Source organism: Cellulomonas hominis (assembly GCF_005239125.1).
GTDB lineage: Bacteria > Actinomycetota > Actinomycetes > Actinomycetales > Cellulomonadaceae > Cellulomonas > Cellulomonas hominis_A.
Map to the genome: position 1 here is coordinate 1 of NZ_SZYE01000008.1, position 14,548 is coordinate 14,548.

13 protein-coding genes and 1 riboswitch are annotated in these 14,548 nt (G+C 76.7%); of the genes, 6 read left to right on the forward strand and 7 right to left on the reverse strand.

Annotated features, from left to right (window positions below; translation table 11 throughout):
- Nucleotides 1-38 precede the first annotated feature (38 nt).
- Both FA014_RS02390 and FA014_RS02395 read left to right on the forward strand, forming a co-directional pair.
- The gene (locus FA014_RS02390) at nt 39-899 is read left to right on the forward strand and encodes an ABC transporter permease (protein ID WP_230322799.1); all 861 of its coding nucleotides are present in this window, start codon (nt 39-41) and stop codon (nt 897-899) included.
- Nucleotides 896-2,692 (forward strand): ATP-binding cassette domain-containing protein, encoded by a 1,797-nt coding sequence (locus tag FA014_RS02395; RefSeq protein WP_230322800.1) that lies wholly within the window; start codon nt 896-898, stop codon nt 2,690-2,692. Before FA014_RS02390 ends, FA014_RS02395 begins: the two co-directional genes overlap by 4 nt.
- Before the next feature lie 31 nt (nt 2,693-2,723).
- Here FA014_RS02395 and FA014_RS02400 read toward each other — a convergent pair whose 3' ends face one another.
- Nucleotides 2,724-3,647, reverse strand: coding sequence for an NADP-dependent oxidoreductase (locus tag FA014_RS02400; RefSeq protein ID WP_154728117.1), 924 nt, complete (start codon nt 3,645-3,647; stop codon nt 2,724-2,726).
- A gap of 152 nt (nt 3,648-3,799) precedes the next feature.
- On the opposite strand from FA014_RS02400, the gene FA014_RS02405 reads away from it, so the two are divergent.
- The gene (locus tag FA014_RS02405) at nt 3,800-4,261 is read left to right on the forward strand and encodes a PLDc N-terminal domain-containing protein (RefSeq protein WP_328288166.1); all 462 of its coding nucleotides are present in this window, start codon (nt 3,800-3,802) and stop codon (nt 4,259-4,261) included.
- A gap of 23 nt (nt 4,262-4,284) precedes the next feature.
- Here FA014_RS02405 and FA014_RS02410 read toward each other — a convergent pair whose 3' ends face one another.
- The 3 genes from FA014_RS02410 to FA014_RS02420 all read right to left on the reverse strand — a co-directional run bounded on the left by FA014_RS02410 (nt 4,285) and on the right by FA014_RS02420 (nt 6,751).
- Nucleotides 4,285-4,869, reverse strand: a complete 585-nt coding sequence (locus tag FA014_RS02410) for a potassium channel family protein (protein ID WP_195969130.1) — start codon at nt 4,867-4,869, stop codon at nt 4,285-4,287.
- A gap of 57 nt (nt 4,870-4,926) precedes the next feature.
- Nucleotides 4,927-5,334 carry an ATP-binding protein gene (locus tag FA014_RS02415; RefSeq protein ID WP_154728119.1) on the reverse strand — a complete coding sequence of 136 codons (408 nt, stop codon included), beginning with the start codon at nt 5,332-5,334 and terminating at the stop codon, nt 4,927-4,929.
- A gap of 109 nt (nt 5,335-5,443) precedes the next feature.
- Entirely contained in the window at nt 5,444-6,751 is a 1,308-nt protein-coding gene (locus FA014_RS02420) for a hemolysin family protein (RefSeq protein WP_154728120.1), read from the reverse strand.
- Between the two features lie 320 nt (nt 6,752-7,071).
- Here FA014_RS02420 and FA014_RS02425 point away from each other — a divergent pair, with 320 nt between their 5' ends.
- Both FA014_RS02425 and FA014_RS02430 read left to right on the forward strand, forming a co-directional pair.
- Complete coding sequence (locus FA014_RS02425; RefSeq protein WP_230322801.1) at nt 7,072-8,979, forward strand: penicillin-binding transpeptidase domain-containing protein; 1,908 nt, start codon at nt 7,072-7,074, stop codon at nt 8,977-8,979.
- 171 nt (nt 8,980-9,150) lie between these two features.
- A riboswitch (cyclic di-GMP riboswitch) is annotated at nt 9,151-9,226 on the forward strand.
- A gap of 13 nt (nt 9,227-9,239) precedes the next feature.
- A complete protein-coding gene (locus FA014_RS02430) occupies nt 9,240-9,410 on the forward strand; it encodes a hypothetical protein (protein WP_154728121.1) in 171 nt (56 codons plus the stop codon).
- Nucleotides 9,411-9,426: 16 nt separating this feature from the next.
- Here FA014_RS02430 and FA014_RS02435 read toward each other — a convergent pair whose 3' ends face one another.
- Nucleotides 9,427-11,982, reverse strand: coding sequence for a lysylphosphatidylglycerol synthase transmembrane domain-containing protein (locus tag FA014_RS02435; protein ID WP_154728122.1), 2,556 nt, complete (start codon nt 11,980-11,982; stop codon nt 9,427-9,429).
- A 127-nt stretch (nt 11,983-12,109) separates the two neighbouring features.
- On the opposite strand from FA014_RS02435, the gene FA014_RS02440 reads away from it, so the two are divergent.
- A complete protein-coding gene (locus FA014_RS02440; RefSeq protein WP_230322802.1) occupies nt 12,110-12,775 on the forward strand; it encodes an HdeD family acid-resistance protein in 666 nt (221 codons plus the stop codon).
- Between the two features lie 13 nt (nt 12,776-12,788).
- On the opposite strand, the gene FA014_RS02445 is transcribed toward FA014_RS02440, so the two are convergent.
- Both FA014_RS02445 and FA014_RS02450 read right to left on the reverse strand, forming a co-directional pair.
- Nucleotides 12,789-13,595, reverse strand: coding sequence for a CPBP family intramembrane glutamic endopeptidase (locus tag FA014_RS02445; protein ID WP_154728123.1), 807 nt, complete (start codon nt 13,593-13,595; stop codon nt 12,789-12,791).
- Nucleotides 13,596-13,695: 100 nt separating this feature from the next.
- A complete protein-coding gene (locus tag FA014_RS02450) occupies nt 13,696-14,451 on the reverse strand; it encodes a copper homeostasis protein CutC (RefSeq protein ID WP_154728124.1) in 756 nt (251 codons plus the stop codon).
- Between the last annotated feature and the right edge of the window lie 97 nt (nt 14,452-14,548).

Genomic DNA, 14,548 nt, shown 5'->3' on the forward strand with positions numbered 1-14,548 from the left:
TCCAGCGTCCGCATCCCGGTGACGCCGCGGGTGAGGAAGTGGTTCTGCTGGTCGTAGAGCGGGAGGATGTAGTACCCCTCCAGCACGATCTGCTGCGCCTGCCGGTAGAGGTCGGCGCGCTCGGCGTGCTCGCGGCGCTCGCGGTGCTGTGGATGGCCGTCGCCGTGGTGCGGCCCGACGTGCTGGCCCCGGGCGACCCGAACGCGATCGACGCGCGTGCCGCGTTCACCCCGCCGGGACCGGGGCACTGGTTCGGCACCGACGAGTCCGGGCGCGACGTCTACACCCGGGTGGTGCACGGGGCGGCGGCGTCGCTCGGCATCGGCGCGGCCGCGACGGCGATCGGCGTGGGCGCGGGGCTGGTGCTGGGGTTCGCCGCGGGGCTCGGACCGCGCTGGCTCGACGCGGCGATCGGCCGGGTGCTCGAGGTGCTGTTCGCGCTGCCGACCCTGGTGCTGGCGCTGCTGCTGGTGGCGGTGCTGGGCGCAGGCGTCGAGGCGTCGGTGCTGGCCGTCGGGGCGGCCACCGCGCCCGGGTACGCCCGGATGCTGCGCGCCCGCGTCCGGTCCGTCGCGACCAGCGGCTACGTGGAGGCGGCGCGGCTCGAGGGCCACGGGTCGCCGACGGTGCTGCTCCGGCACGTGGTGCCCAACACGCTGTGGCCCCTGGTGTCGGTCGCGACCCTCGGGATCGGGCAGGCCGTGGTGTGGGTGTGCGCGCTGAGCTTCCTCGGGCTGGGGACGCTGCCGCCGTCCCCGGAGTGGGGGGCGATGCTGAACGCGGGGCGGGTCTACATCGACACGGCGTGGTGGCTGACGGTGTTCCCCGGGCTGGCGATCACGGTGACCGCGGCGGCGCTGACGGTGCTGGGCCGGCGCGTCGGGGCGGTGGCGACGTGAGCGGGCCGGCGGAGGGCACCCCGGTGCCGGGCGCGCGGGTGCCGGTGCCGGGCGCCCGGGTGCCGGTGCCGGCCGCGGGTGCCGAGGCGGGCGTTTCGCCGGACGGCGAGGCCCCGGTCCTCGACGTCGCCGGCCTGCGGGTCGCGTTCCCGCGCGGCGGCGAGGTGCTGCACGGCGTCGACCTGCGGGTGGCGGCGGGAGAGTGCGTCGCGGTCGTGGGCGGCTCCGGCGCGGGCAAGTCGGTGCTGGCGCGCACGCTCGTCGGCCTGGCGGGCGAGGGGGCGCGCGCCGACGTGCGCGCGGACCGGCTTGCGCTGCTCGGCCGGGACGCGCTCGCGTTCTCGGCACGGGACTGGCGCGCCGCGCGCGGCCGGGACGTCGGGCTGGTGCTCCAGGACGCCCTCGGCTCGCTGGACCCGCTGCGCACCGTCGGCGCCGAGGTCGGCGAGGCGCTCGCCGTGCGGCGGCCCGGGGCGGCCCGGCGGCCCCGACTCCCGTTCCCCACCGGATCGGCGCGCCACCGGCCGATCGATCAGGGGGCGACGGGACGATCCGGTGGGGATCCGGCGGCGCCCGGCGCCCGGGTGCCCCGGGTCGAGCGCGCCGAGCGGGTGATCGCCGCGCTGGACGAGGCGGGCCTGCCCGACCCCGCCGTGCGCGCGCGGCAGCGCCCCGGTGAGCTGTCCGGCGGCATGCGGCAGCGGGCCCTCATCGCGTCCGCGGTCGTCGCCCGGCCGCCGCTGCTGGTCGCCGACGAGCCGACGACGGCCCTGGACGCGACGGTCGCGGCCCGGGTGCTCGCCCTGCTCGGGGAGCTGCGGGACGCGGGCACCGCGGTCGTCCTGGTCACGCACGACCTGGGCGCCGTGGCGCGGGTGGCCGACCGGGTCGTGGTGCTGCGGGACGGCCGCGTGGTCGAGGAGGGGACGACGGCGGCCGTGCTCGGCGCGCCGCGCGAGACCTACACCCGCGAGCTGGTCGCGGCGGCGCGGCTGGGCGACGGTCCCGGTGCGGTCGCGGAGCCCGGCCCGCCGGTGCTGGAGGGCCGGGGGCTGCGGCGGGCGTTCCCGCTGCCGGGCGGCGGGTCGGTGACGGCCGTCGACGCGGTGGACGTCGTCGTGCGCGCGGGCGAGGCCGTCGGTCTGGTGGGGGAGTCCGGCTCGGGGAAGACGACGCTGGCCCGGCTGCTGCTCGCCGCCGACGCCCCGGACGCCGGCGAGGTGCTGCTCGACGGGCGGCCCTGGTCGGCGCTGCCCGAGCGGGACCGGCGGGCGCTGCGCCCGGGGGTCCGCCTGGTGCCGCAGGACCCGCTGGGGAGCGTCGACCCGCGGCTCACGGTGCGGGCGGTGCTGCGCGCCGCGCTGGCGACCGCGCCGCACCCGCCGGCGCGCGCCGACCGGGATGCCGCGGCGGCCGCCCTGCTCGCGGGGGTGCACCTGCCCGTCGAGGTCCTGGACCGCCGGCCGCGCACGCTGTCCGGGGGCCAGCGGCAGCGGGTGGCGATCGCCCGGGCGCTCGCGTCCGGGCCGCGGGTGCTGCTGCTGGACGAGCCGGTGTCGGCGCTCGACGTGCAGGTGCAGGCGGCGGTCCTCGACCTGCTCGTGGAGCTGCGCCGGGACACCGGGGTGGCGATGGTGCTGGTCTCGCACGACCTGGGCGTGATCCGGCGGGTGTGCGACCGGGTGCTGGTGATGAGCGGCGGGCGGGTGGTGGAGCAGGGTCCGGTGCCCGAGGTGTTCGGCGCCCCGGCCCACCCGGTCACCCGCGACCTCCTGGCGGCCCGCGCGGTGTGACCCGCGCGGGCCGGGGCTCGCGGGGAACCCGTCAGACGGTGACGACGATCTTGCCGCGGGTGTGGCCGGTCTCGAGGGCGCGGTAGGCCTCCGCGGCCTGCTCCAGCGGGAACGTCTGCGCGATCTCGACCTTCACCACGCCGCGCGCCGCGAGGTCGGCCAGGTGTGCCAGGTCGGCGCTGTCCGGGCGGACCCACACGTACTGGCCGCCGAGCTCGTCGCGCGCCCGGGCGTCCGTGATCGACGCGATCGTGCCGCCGGGGCGCAGCAGCGCGGGGGCGGTCTCGATCGCCTGGCCGCCGACGTAGTCCAGGACCACGTCGAACCCGTCCGGCGCCGCGGCCCGCGCGGCGTCGACCAGCCCGTCGCCGTACGCGACCGGCTCGGCGCCGAGCGAGCGCAGGTAGTCGTGGTTGCCCGGGGAGGCGGTGCCGACGACGCGGGCGCCGGCGTGGACCGCGAGCTGCACCGCGATGGAGCCCACCCCGCCGGCCGCGGCGTGCACCAGGACCGTCTGGCCCTCGGTCAGGCCCGCGCGGCGGATGCTCTGCAGCGCGGTGAGCCCGGCGAGCGGCAGGGCCGCGGCCGCCTCGAAGGACAGCCCGGCCGGCTTCTTGGCGGCCGTGCGCACCGGCACGGCGACGTACTCCGCGAGGGTGCCGTCCTGCACCACGTCCTTGCGGACGTACGCCAGCACCTCGTCGCCGACCTGCAGCTCGGGGGTGTCCAGCCCCGCCTTCACGACCGTCCCGGACACGTCCCACGCCGGGATCGCCGGGAAGAACACGTCCATCAGGCCGCGCAGGTACCCCTCGCGGATCTTGTAGTCGACCGGGTTCAGGGACGCGGCGGCGACCTTGACGACCACGGCGTCCGCACCGATGTGCGGCTCCGGCCGGTCCTCGACCCGGAGCACGTCCGCCCCGCCGAACTCCTCGTACACGACAGCTCTCATACCGGTGCGAACCGGCGGGCGGTGCTGCGCATTCCGCGTCGGGCGCACGGGGCGGCTCATCCCGACCGGGTGGTCCGGCGCGCGTCCCGCGGTCCTAGCGTCGAGGAGAGGGGGGCGGGCGCACCCGGGGCGCGCGCCGGGACGAGAGGAGCGTGGTGGCGGTGGGGTTCTGGACCGACTTCTGGGACATCATCTGGTGGTTCGTGTGGGCGTTCGTCTTCATCGCCTACCTGTTCGCCCTGTTCTCGATCATCACGGACCTGTTCCGCGACCGGGAGCTCAGCGGCTGGTGGAAGGCGGTGTGGCTGGTCTTCCTGCTCGTGCTGCCCTTCCTGACGGCGCTGGTCTACCTGATCGCACGCGGGCGCGGCATGGCGGAGCGCAGCGCCGAGGCGGCCGTCGCGGCCCGCCGGGCCGGGGAGACGTACATCCGCGAGGTGGCGGGCGCCGGGTCGCCGGCGCAGCAGGTCGCCCAGGCGAAGGCGCTGCTGGACGAGGGCGCCATCAGCCCGGAGGAGTTCGTCGTGCTCAAGAACCACGCGCTGGGGCAGGCGGGCACGGCCGCCGCGGGCGCGGACGGCTCGGGCGCGCACCGGGCGCCGGCCACCGCCTGACGGCCGCGGGCCGCCCGGACCGCTCAGCCCCGCGGGCCGGGCGGTCCGGGAGCGGGGCCCCCGTCGTCGGCGTCGCGGCCGTCCTGCGCCCGCCGCACCGCGGCCAGGAACTCGCGCCCCACCAGCGCCGCGAACGCGAACCCGCACACCATCTGGAGCGTCACCACGACCCGGGCGGGCCCGGTGACCGGCGTGATGTCGCCGAACCCCACCGTGGCCAGCACCGTCATCGTGAAGTACAGGGCGTCCAGGCGGTCGACGGGTTCGGTGAACGCGCCGGGCACCGCATCGGACAGCGACGTGTACCCGGCGGCGAACAGCACCACGAACAGCACCGTCGCCGTCACGAAGGCCTCGATCGCGCGCAGCACGGGGTACGGGGAGCCCACGACGCTCCGGACCTGCCAGCCCAGCAGCAGCACGAGCAGCACCAGCCCGGCCACGAGCAGCGCGAGCGTCGCCGGCGTGGGCCGGTCGAGCGGACGCCCGAGGTACAGGACGACGAGCAGCGCCGTGCTGCCGACCGTGCGCAGGGCGGTGCGGAGCCGCGCCCGCCCCGGCGGGCGCGTCGCGCGGGGCGTTCCTCGGGGCGGGCGGGGGTGCGGCATGCCGTCATGGTGGCGGCGCACCGCAGCCCGCGGCATCGCCCGCCGCGGGCGGTCTCGTCAGGCGGTCAGGCCGTGCTCGCCCGTGCCCGTCTCGAACCACACCGTCTTGCCGCGGCCCGGGTGCAGGTCGATCCCCCACGCCGTGGCGAGGGCGTCGACGAGCCGCATGCCGTGGCCGCCGAGCCGCCGGGCGTTCCCCGGCTTGACCAGGGGCAGCGTCGGGTCGGGGTCCGTGACCTCGACGCGCACGCAGCCGTCGTGGCAGTCCGTGGTGACCGCGATGCGCCGGTGCGCGCGGGTGTGCACGACGGCGTTGGTCAGGATCTCGCTGGTCAGCAGCTCGACGGTGCGCGCGGCCTCGACGGTCGCGTGGGCCTCCTCGGCCTCGTGGGCGGCCCACCGGCGGCCGGTCGCGACGGAGCCGGGCTCCGGGTCGAGCACGAGGCGGTGCCGCTGGTGTGCCATCGCGCGCGCTCCCTCCCGCTCGTCCCCGGTCGCTGCCGGCTGGGGACAAGCGTGGGGCAGCGCACCCGCGCGCGCATCCCGAGCGCGCGGGCGGGCCGCCGCCGGCCGGTCAGCCGCGCTCGGTCGCCGGCGGCTGCTCCGGCGGCGGCACGACGCGCACCCGCGCGATGCGCCGGCCGTCGACCGCGGCCACCTCGACCCGGCGGCCGCCGACGTCCACCGCGTCGCCCACCGCGCCGAGCCGCCCGAGCCGCGCGATCAGGAACCCCGCGACCGTCTCGTACGGGCCGTCGGCGAGCGGGATCCCGGTGAGCGCGGTGAACTCCTCGATGGTGATGCCGGCGTCGTAGGAGCCCGACGCACCCTCGCGGGCCTCGGCCCCGGAGGACCCGGGCATGTCGTACTCGTCGCGGATGTCCCCGACCAGCTCCTCGACCAGGTCCTCGAGGGTGACGATGCCGTCGGTGCCGCCGTACTCGTCGACGACGACCGCGATGTGCACGCCCTCGCGGCGCATGGACGACAGCGACGGCAGCAGCTTGTTGGTGCCGGGCAGCACGACGATCTCCCGCATGACGTCGCGGACCCGGACCCCGGCGCGGTCCGGTGCCTCGAGCAGCTCGCGGATGTGCAGGAAGCCCAGCACGTCGTCGAAGTCGTCGCCGATGACGGGGTACCGGGACCAGGGCTGGTCCCGCACCCGGTCCAGGGCGTCCGCGAGCGTCAGGTCGGCCTCCAGGAAGTGCACCTCGGGCCGCGGCCGCATGACCTCGGCCACCGAGCGGTCGGTGGCGGCGAACACGTCGCCGAGGATGCGCCGCTCGTCCTCGGGCAGGCCCTGGTGGGCGATGACCAGGTCGCGCAGCTCGGCCTCGGACATCTCCTCGCTGGTGGCGTGGGGGTCGCCGCCGAACAGCCGCACCAGCAGGTTGGTCGACGCCGACAGCAGCCAGACCACCGGGCGCATGAGCGTGGCGAACCGGTCGAGCGGCGGCGCGACCGCCAGCGCGACCCGGGCGGACTGCTGGAGGGCGATGCGCTTGGGGACGAGCTCCCCGAGCACCAGCGAGAGGTACGCGATCACGAGCGTCAGGGCGATCAGCGCGATGCTGCGTGCCAGCCCGGGGGACGCGCCGAGCGACTCGAGGACCGGCGCGAAGTCCGGCGCGATGGTCGAGGCGCCGTACGCGGCGGAGAAGAAGCCGGCGACGGTCACGCCGATCTGCACGGCCGCGAGGAACCGGTTCGGGTCCCGGGCGACCGTCGCGACGCGCGCGCCGCGGGTGCTCTGCCGCTCGAGCTGGTTGAGCTGGCTCTCCCGCAGCGAGACGAGCGCGATCTCGGTACCGGCGAACACCCCGCCGACCAGGATGAAGAGCAGGACGAGGCCGATGCTGCCCCAGGTCTCGGCGTCCATCAGCGGCGAGCCCCCGTGCGGCGGGTGCGAACGGCGCGCGGGGTGGTGCGGGCTCGCCGCACGGGACTGCAGGGCAGGTCGGGAGGCGACATCGCACCATTCCACGGGGCGTCGCGCGCGGTCGTCAACCGCACGGGGCGGGGGTCCGGGCGCGCACAGGACGCGCACAGCACATCCGCGGACTCGGTGCCCCGAACGGCCCGTGCCCGAGGCAGCCGGTCCCTAGGCTGACGGTGCCGGTGGCGCGTCGCCCCGGGAGGCGGCAGGACGACGGGGTGAGGCGTGTGGGCGCGGTGCGGTTCGCGGGGGGTCGGGTCGGCGTGCGGCGGGGGGTCGCCGTCGGGGTGGTGCTCGCGCTGGTCGGCGCGCTGGGCGCGTGCTCGGGCGGGCCGGACGACCGGCAGCAGGCCGCGGACGCGCTCGCGGAGGCGATCGCGTCGGGCGACTTCGCGGACGTCCCGCTCGACGGCGCCACCGCGGCGGAGGCGGGCGAGGCGCGCACCGCCGCGTACGCCGGGCTCGACCCGTGGCAGCCCGAGGTCGCCGCCGGCGACGTGGTGGCCGCGGCGGACGACGACGCGGCCGCGTCCGTCGAGCTCACCTTCACCTGGGACGTCGGCAGCAGCGCCGCGCAGTGGACGTACACCACGCACGCGACCCTCGCGAAGGTGGACGACGCGTGGCGCGCCCGCTGGTCGCCGATGCTGCTCGCCCCCGACCTCGCGGCCGGCGAGACCCTGCAGGTGCACCGGGTGCAGGCGGAGCGGGCGGACGTGCTCGGCGCCGGGGACGCGGTGCTGGTGGAGTCCCGCCCGGTCTTCCGGATCGGCATCGACAAGACCCGGGTCGCGGCGGCGGACGCGGACGCGGCGGCGCGGGATCTCGCGGGCATGCTCGGGCTGGACCCCGAGGCCTACGCCGCGCAGGTCGCGGCGGCGGGCGAGAAGGCGTTCGTCGAGGCGATCGTCGTGCGGGCGGACGACCCGGCCTACGACCGCGGGGCGCTGTCCGTGGTCCCCGGGGTGAACATGCTCGAGACGGCGCTCCCGCTGGCGCCGAACCGCGCGTTCGCGCGGCCCGTGCTGGGATCGGTCGGCCAGGCGACGGCCGAGATCGTCGAGGAGTCGGACGGCGCCGTGGTGCCGGGCGACCTCGCGGGGCTGAGCGGGCTGCAGGCCCAGTTCGACGAGCAGCTGCGGGGCGAGCCCGGCCTGACGGTCGTGGCGACCGCCGGCGGCGCGCAGGAGCGGGAGCTCTTCCACACCGAGCCCCTGGTCGGCGAGCCGCTGCGCACGACGCTCGACCCGGCGGTGCAGCAGGCGGCCGAGGACCTCGTCGCCACGGTCCCGGGCAGCGCGAGCGCGATCGTCGCGATCCGCCCGTCCACCGGCGACGTGCTCGCCGCGGCGAGCGGCCCGGGCGGCGGCGGCATGTCGACCGCCACCCTCGGCCTGTACGCGCCCGGGTCGACGTTCAAGGTCGCGTCCTCGCTGGCGCTGCTGCGCGCCGGCCTGACCCCGGACAGCACCGTGACGTGCCCCGAGACGGCGACCGTCGACGGCCGGTCGTTCCAGAACTACCCGGGCTACCCGGCCGACGCCCTCGGCGACATCACGCTGCGCACCGCCGTGGCCGAGTCGTGCAACACCGCGTTCCTCACGGCCGCGGGCACCGCCCCGCAGGAGGCGCTGGCGGCCGCGGCCGCGTCGCTGGGCCTGGTCCCGGACGCCGACCTCGGGTTCGCGGCTACGCTCGGCGAGGTCCCGGCCGAGGCCACCGGCGGGACCGACCACGCGGCGTCGATGATCGGCCAGGCGCGGGTCCAGGCGACCCCGCTCGGCATGGCGACGGTCGCGGCCTCGGTGGCCGCGGGCGGGCGGGTCACGCCGCGGCTGCTGCTCGGGGGGGCGGAGACCGCCACCCCGGCGCCCGAGCCGGAGCAGCCGCTGACGGCCGAGGAGACCGAGGCCCTGCGGTCGATGATGCGGGCCGTCGTCACCGAGGGCGGCGGCGACTTCCTGCAGGACGTGCCCGGCCCCGAGGTGATCGCGAAGTCCGGCACGGCGCAGTACGGGGCCGGCGACGACCTGCAGAACCACGCGTGGATGATCGCGGCGCAGGGTGACCTGGCGGTCGCGGTGTTCGTCGAGACCGGCGACTTCGGGTCGACGACCGCGGGACCGCTGCTGGAGTCGTTCCTGCGTGCGGTGGCGGTGCCCGCGGCCTGAACGGCGCCCTGACCTGCGCGTTCGTCGGACCGCGCGGGTCGGGGCGACGGGCCGCCGCGCACCGCGCGTTTTGTCCGCTTTGGCCCGAGTGGGTGAAATGCGAGTTCTGGCGGGACGGGTGCCGTCCGCCCCCTTCCGCTCGTCCGGGTGGCGGGCCTACAGTCGCCGTGTCAGCGACAAGGGCAAACCCTCCGCGAGGAGGGGACGCAAAGCCACGGGACCCCCGCAGGTCAGCCGGGCTGCCGAACGAAGGATCTGCCATGGAACAGCGCGGCTTCTACGAGCCGGCCGAGCAGCGAGGCTCCGACCTCCGCTCCGACGTGACGGGGCGCGCCGCGACGCGCCTGTCCTCCTGGTCCCGCATCGCGGCGACCCTCGCGGCGCACGCGGACCTCGTGCCCACGCAGCGCGAGTGCACGTCCGCCTCCTGACCCGCGGGCCCGGTCGTCAGAGCTCGCCGACGCGCTGCATGTAGCGCATCGCGGCCCACCCGACCGGGATCCGCAGCCAGTAGGTGAGCACGCGGAACAGCACCGCGACCGAGGTCGCGACACCCGGGTTCACGCCGACCACCGTCAGCGCGCCCGCGAGGGCGATCTCGGTGGTGCCGATGCCCCCGGGGGTCGGGGCGATGGACCCGGCCGTGTTGCCCGCCAGGTAGACGATCGCGACCTGCACGAGCGACAGGTGCTGGTTGAAGGCCAGCAGGCACACCTCGAACGCGAGGATGTACCCGAACGTCGTGATCAGGTTGCCCGCGAGCCCGACCCCGAGCCGGAACGGCTGGCCGACCACCTCGATGAGGCGGGGCCAGGTCTGCTGCACCGTCGGCAGCGTCTTGGCGGCGACCCACTGCCGCACCTTCGGCACCAGGAGCGCGGCACCGACCGCGGCCGCGAGCACGCCGATCACCACGATGACCGTGGGCGACACGGTGAACCGCTCCAGCTGGTTCGTGCCGGACGCCACCGACAGCACCAGGAGCATCGGCAGCGTCACGACGAAGTGCGACACCTGCACGAGCGCGACGGTCGCCGTCGCGAGCGACGCCGAGGTGCCGCGGCGGGTCAGCAGCCGGAGGTTGATGGCGGCGGGCCCGATGCCGGCCGGCGCCGCGAGCGCCACGAACGTGGACGCCGACTGCGCGACCGAGGCCCGCCACAGGGACAGCTTCACCGGGGAGAACGCCACCAGGGACAGCGCCGCCCCGAACAGCGTCGCCATGCCGAGCAGGAACGCCAGGACGCTCAGCCGCCAGTCCGTGGTCGACAGCGCGTCGAGGATGGTCTGCAGGTTGATCGACGTCAGCAGGATGATGACGGCGGCCGTGGTGAGCAGGATCGTCAGCACGGTGCGCGCGCCGAACCGGATCAGCTGCACGGGCTCGACGTCGGCCTCCGGCAGCCGCGCGACCAGCGCGGAGCGGAGCTCGGCCAGCACCTCCTTGTGCGCGCGCAGCTCCTCGCGGGTGCGGCGCGGCAGGGTGATGGTCTGCAGCAGCGGCCCGATCGCGGCGATGTCGCCCTCGGGCAGGACCGCGACGGCCGACTCCAGGGCCCGGGCCGGCCCGACGCGGAGCGCGAGCAGGGCGACCATCTGGGTGCGGTCCATGCGCTGGGCGAGCTCGGAGGACGCGACGTCGCCCTGGTCCCACCCCACGAGCCACACCGTCGGGTCGTCGGGTCCGTCGGCGACCAGGATCACGTCGCTGGTCAGCGCGCGGTGGGCGAGCCCGGCCTCGTGGGCCGTGCCCAGCTGCCCCCAGATCGCGCGCAGCACGTCGTCGGTGATCACCTCGGGGTCGAGCTCCGCGAGCGACGTGGCGGCCGGCACCGGGTCCTGCACCAGCAGCATCGAGGAGTCGGCCTCGGCGATGCCGCGCAGCGCGGGGGTGCGGACCCCCGCGGCGGAGGCGGTGAACGAGAGCAGGGCGGCGCGCTCGGCGGCCTGGCGCAGCGAGACGACCGACCGGCCGTCCAGCCCGCGCAGCCGCAGGGACCGCCACAGCCGGCTGAGGAAGCCGATCACCTGGCGGTCGCCGTCGAGCACGAGCACGTCGAGCTCCCGGCCGTCCTCGGTGACCATGCCGTAGGCACGGTGGTCGGCGTACCGGACCGCGGCCCGCGCCCCGGCGCTGCCCGGCGTCGCGTCCGGCGCCGCGTCCCCGCCCGGCCGGGGCCCGACCTCGGCCGGGTCGTCGTCCTCGTCGGGGACCCGCACCAGGACCTGCGGCCGCCAGCCCGCGCGGCGCACGCCGGCGACCAGGCTCGCGCCGTAGGCCCGCTCGGACCGCACGCCCGACACGTACCGGACGGCGAGCCCGGCGGCCCGGCCGATGAGCAGGGCGATCGCGACGCCGGGCAGCGACGTGCCCGCCGTGATCACCATGACGCCCACCGCGACCCACACGAGGTTCCACGACCAGGACACGGTGCGCCGGCGGGTCCGCGGGCCGGTCGCCGTCAGCAGGCCGGCGATCAGGGCGATGTACTCGGGGATCGACAGCGTCAGCTGGCCGTTCAGCCGGACGGACAGCCCGGCGACCAGCTGGTCCGACCCGAGGTGCTCCACCAGCCACGCGACGCCCGCCGACGCGAGCACGGCGACGATGGCGGCGACCGACGCCTCGACCATCTGCCGCCCGAGCCGGCGCACGGCCAGCTCCGCGAGGACGGCGACCGGCACGAGGTAGGTGACGACGGTCTCGAGCAGCGCGACCGGCACCACGAGGATCTGGCGGAGCAGCGAGGCGAACCCCTGCACGTCCTCCGCGACGCCCGACGTGGTGTTGTGCGCGTACGTCGCCAGCGCCATGACCGCGACCGCGCCGACCAGGCTGAGCACGACGCCGAGCAGGTCGCTCGGGTGGTGCACCCGCACCGCGGGGGTGTCCAGCACCTGGGGCCGGCCGAGCCCGTCGAGCCCGGCCTGGCTGCGCTCGCCCGCGGCGGGCCCGTCGGGTCGACCGGACGCCGCCGGCGCGCTGGTCGAGGCGTCGGGCATGGGGGCGAGTCTATTCAGCGACGGTCTCCCCGGGGGCCTCCTGCACGCCCTGCGCACGGAATCCGTCCTGGAGGATGACCGCGCGCGGGCGCGGCCTCCGTCGCGAGGATGACCCCCGGGGGCTAGCGTGACCGGCAGGGACGCCGTCGGCGGGGCGGCGGTCCGCCCGCTGGAGCACCCGGAGGTACGCGTGGCTCAGGACGTGCAGGGCAGGGTCGCGGCGGTGCTGCGGTCGGTCTGGTGGCTGCCGGTGCTCCGGGGCGTGCTCATGATCGTGCTGGGCCTGCTGCTGCTGGTCGAGCCGCTGGGCACGCTCGTCGCGCTCGTGTGGGTGTTCGGCGTGTTCGCGGTCGTCGACGGTGCCGTGGTGCTGCTGCAGGCGCTGCTCGCCCGCGGCCGGCCCGGGTTCGGCTGGCTCATCGCGGAGGGCCTGGTCAGCATCGGGTTCGGCGCGCTCATCATGCTGTGGCCGGACGTGACGGCGCTGGTGCTGTTCTACCTGCTCGCGCTCTGGGTGCTGGTGCTCGGGGTCACCGCCGTGATCGTCGCCGTGACGCAGTACCGGGCGCGGGACCTGGCGTGGTCCGGGACGCTCGTGTTCGGGCTGATCGCGTTCCTGTTCGGCCTGCTCCTGGCGATCAAGCCCCAGGGCACGGTCGACGTGATCCTCACCGTGTACGGGCTGTTCGCCTTCGTGGCCGGCGTGGTGATGCTCGTGTCGGGGTTCGCGACCCGCTCGCTGAGCCGCCAGCTCGCGGCCGACGGCCGCGCCGCGGGGTCGACCGCGGTCTGAGTGCGCACCGGCGTCAGCGGATCCCGAGCGCCTCGCGCCACGCCACCGGCAGCAGGGCGTACCCGACGAACGCCACGACGTCGAGCACCGTGTGCGCCACCACGAGCGGCATCGTCCGCCGCCGGCGCCGGTAGTACTCGGCGAACACCAGACCCATCACGACGTTGCCCAGGAACGGGCCGATCCCCTGGTACAGGTGGTACGAGCCGCGCAGGACGGCCGAGGTGACCAGGATCGCCGGGGTCCGCCACCGCAGCTCCCGCAGCCGCTCCATCAGGTAGCCGACGACGACCACCTCCTCGAGCAGCGCGTTCTGCAGCGCCGAGAGGATCAGCACGGGGACGGTCCACCACGCGGCGCCCAGCGCGGCGGCCTGCACCTCGACGGTGATGCCGACGGCGCGCCCCACGACGTACAGCGCGAGCCCGGGCAGCCCGATCAGCGCGGCCAGCCCGAACCCCACCCCGAGGTCCCGGCCGGGGCGGGAGCCGTCCAGGCCGATCCGGCGGGCGGCGCTGCGGCCGTTGGCGGAGAGCAGATACAGGGCCAGGGCGACCGGCACCAGGGCGAACCCGATCGACAGCAGCTGGTACATCAGGTCGAGGTACGGCCGGGGCGAGCGGCTGGCGTTCAGCGTGGCGGTCTGCGACGCCAGCGGGGTCTCCGCGGTCAGGCGGGCGACGATGTTGACGACCGCGTAGACGGCGGACTGGCCGAGGGACAGGCCCAGCACGATCCAGACCTCGGCGGTGAGGCGGCGGCGCCGGGCGCGATCCGAGACGGGCGGGGCGCCGGGGGTGCTCGGGTCGAGGGCGGTCACGTCGGCAGCGTAGGACGCGCGGCTGGACCCCGCCTGGACGCCGCCTGTGCCGCCGCCGACCGCGCGGGCCCGCGGGGACGCCCGGGGGGCGCCGACACCGTCAGGCGCGGGCGAGCGCGGCGGCCGCCTGGGCCACGACCTCCGGGTCCGTGACCGTCCACCCGCCGGCGGAGCCGCCGCCGCCCGGGCCGCCGTCGCCGGCCACCGTGCGGCTCGCGGACAGGTGCACCGCGTCCACCCCGGCCGCGATGAGCGCGCCGATGTCGACGGGTCGCACGCCGCCGCCGGCCATCACCTGGACGGCGCCCGCGGTGTGCTCGACCATGGCGGCGAGCCGGCGCACGCCGTCGATGCTGCGGGCCTCGCCGCCCGAGGACAGCACGCGGGTGACCCCGGCGCCGGCCAGGGCGTCCAGGACGGCGAGCGGGTCGGCCACGGAGTCCACGGCCCGGTGGAACGTCACCTCGCGGCCGTCCGCGGCGCGGAGCAGGGCGGCCAGCGCGCGCTCGTCCACCCGGCCGTCCGCGGTGAGCGGCCCGACGACGACGCCGTCGACGCCGAGGCCGACGGCGGCGCGGACCTCGCGGACCTGCACGTCGAGCTCGTCGGCGTCGTAGACGAAGGGACCCGGCCGCGGGCGCACCAGCACGTGCACCCCGGGGGCGGCGTCGCCGCGCGCGGCCCGGGCGTCCCGCTCGGCCACCAGGGCGGCGAGCAGGCCGGCGCCGGGGGTCAGCCCGCCCGTCGCCGCGAGCGCGGCGCACACCTCGGTGCGGGCCGCGCCCCCGTCGGCCGCCACGCGGTAGCCCGCCAGGTCCTGGACGGCGATCTCGAGGACGGGACGGGACGCGGGCACGGCTCCTCCAAAGGGCGGGGGGTCGGTGCTGACCGTAGCGCCTCGGCACGCCGCCCCCCGGGACGTCCGTGCGGACGCCCCGGGGGGTCGTGGGCCG

Bases quoted from the DNA above. Each gene is read 5' to 3' on its own strand.
- FA014_RS02435 (WP_154728122.1), bottom strand. From the start codon at position 11,982: ATGCCCGACGCCTCGACCAGCGCGCCGGCGGCGTCCGGTCGACCCGAC.
- FA014_RS02410 (WP_195969130.1), bottom strand. From the start codon at position 4,869: ATGCCGCACCCCCGCCCGCCCCGAGGAACGCCCCGCGCGACGCGCCCG.
- FA014_RS02420 (WP_154728120.1), bottom strand. From the start codon at position 6,751: ATGGACGCCGAGACCTGGGGCAGCATCGGCCTCGTCCTGCTCTTCATC.
- FA014_RS02400 (WP_154728117.1), bottom strand. From the start codon at position 3,647: ATGAGAGCTGTCGTGTACGAGGAGTTCGGCGGGGCGGACGTGCTCCGG.
- FA014_RS02430 (WP_154728121.1), top strand. From the start codon at position 9,240: ATGGAACAGCGCGGCTTCTACGAGCCGGCCGAGCAGCGAGGCTCCGAC.
- FA014_RS02415 (WP_154728119.1), bottom strand. From the start codon at position 5,334: ATGGCACACCAGCGGCACCGCCTCGTGCTCGACCCGGAGCCCGGCTCC.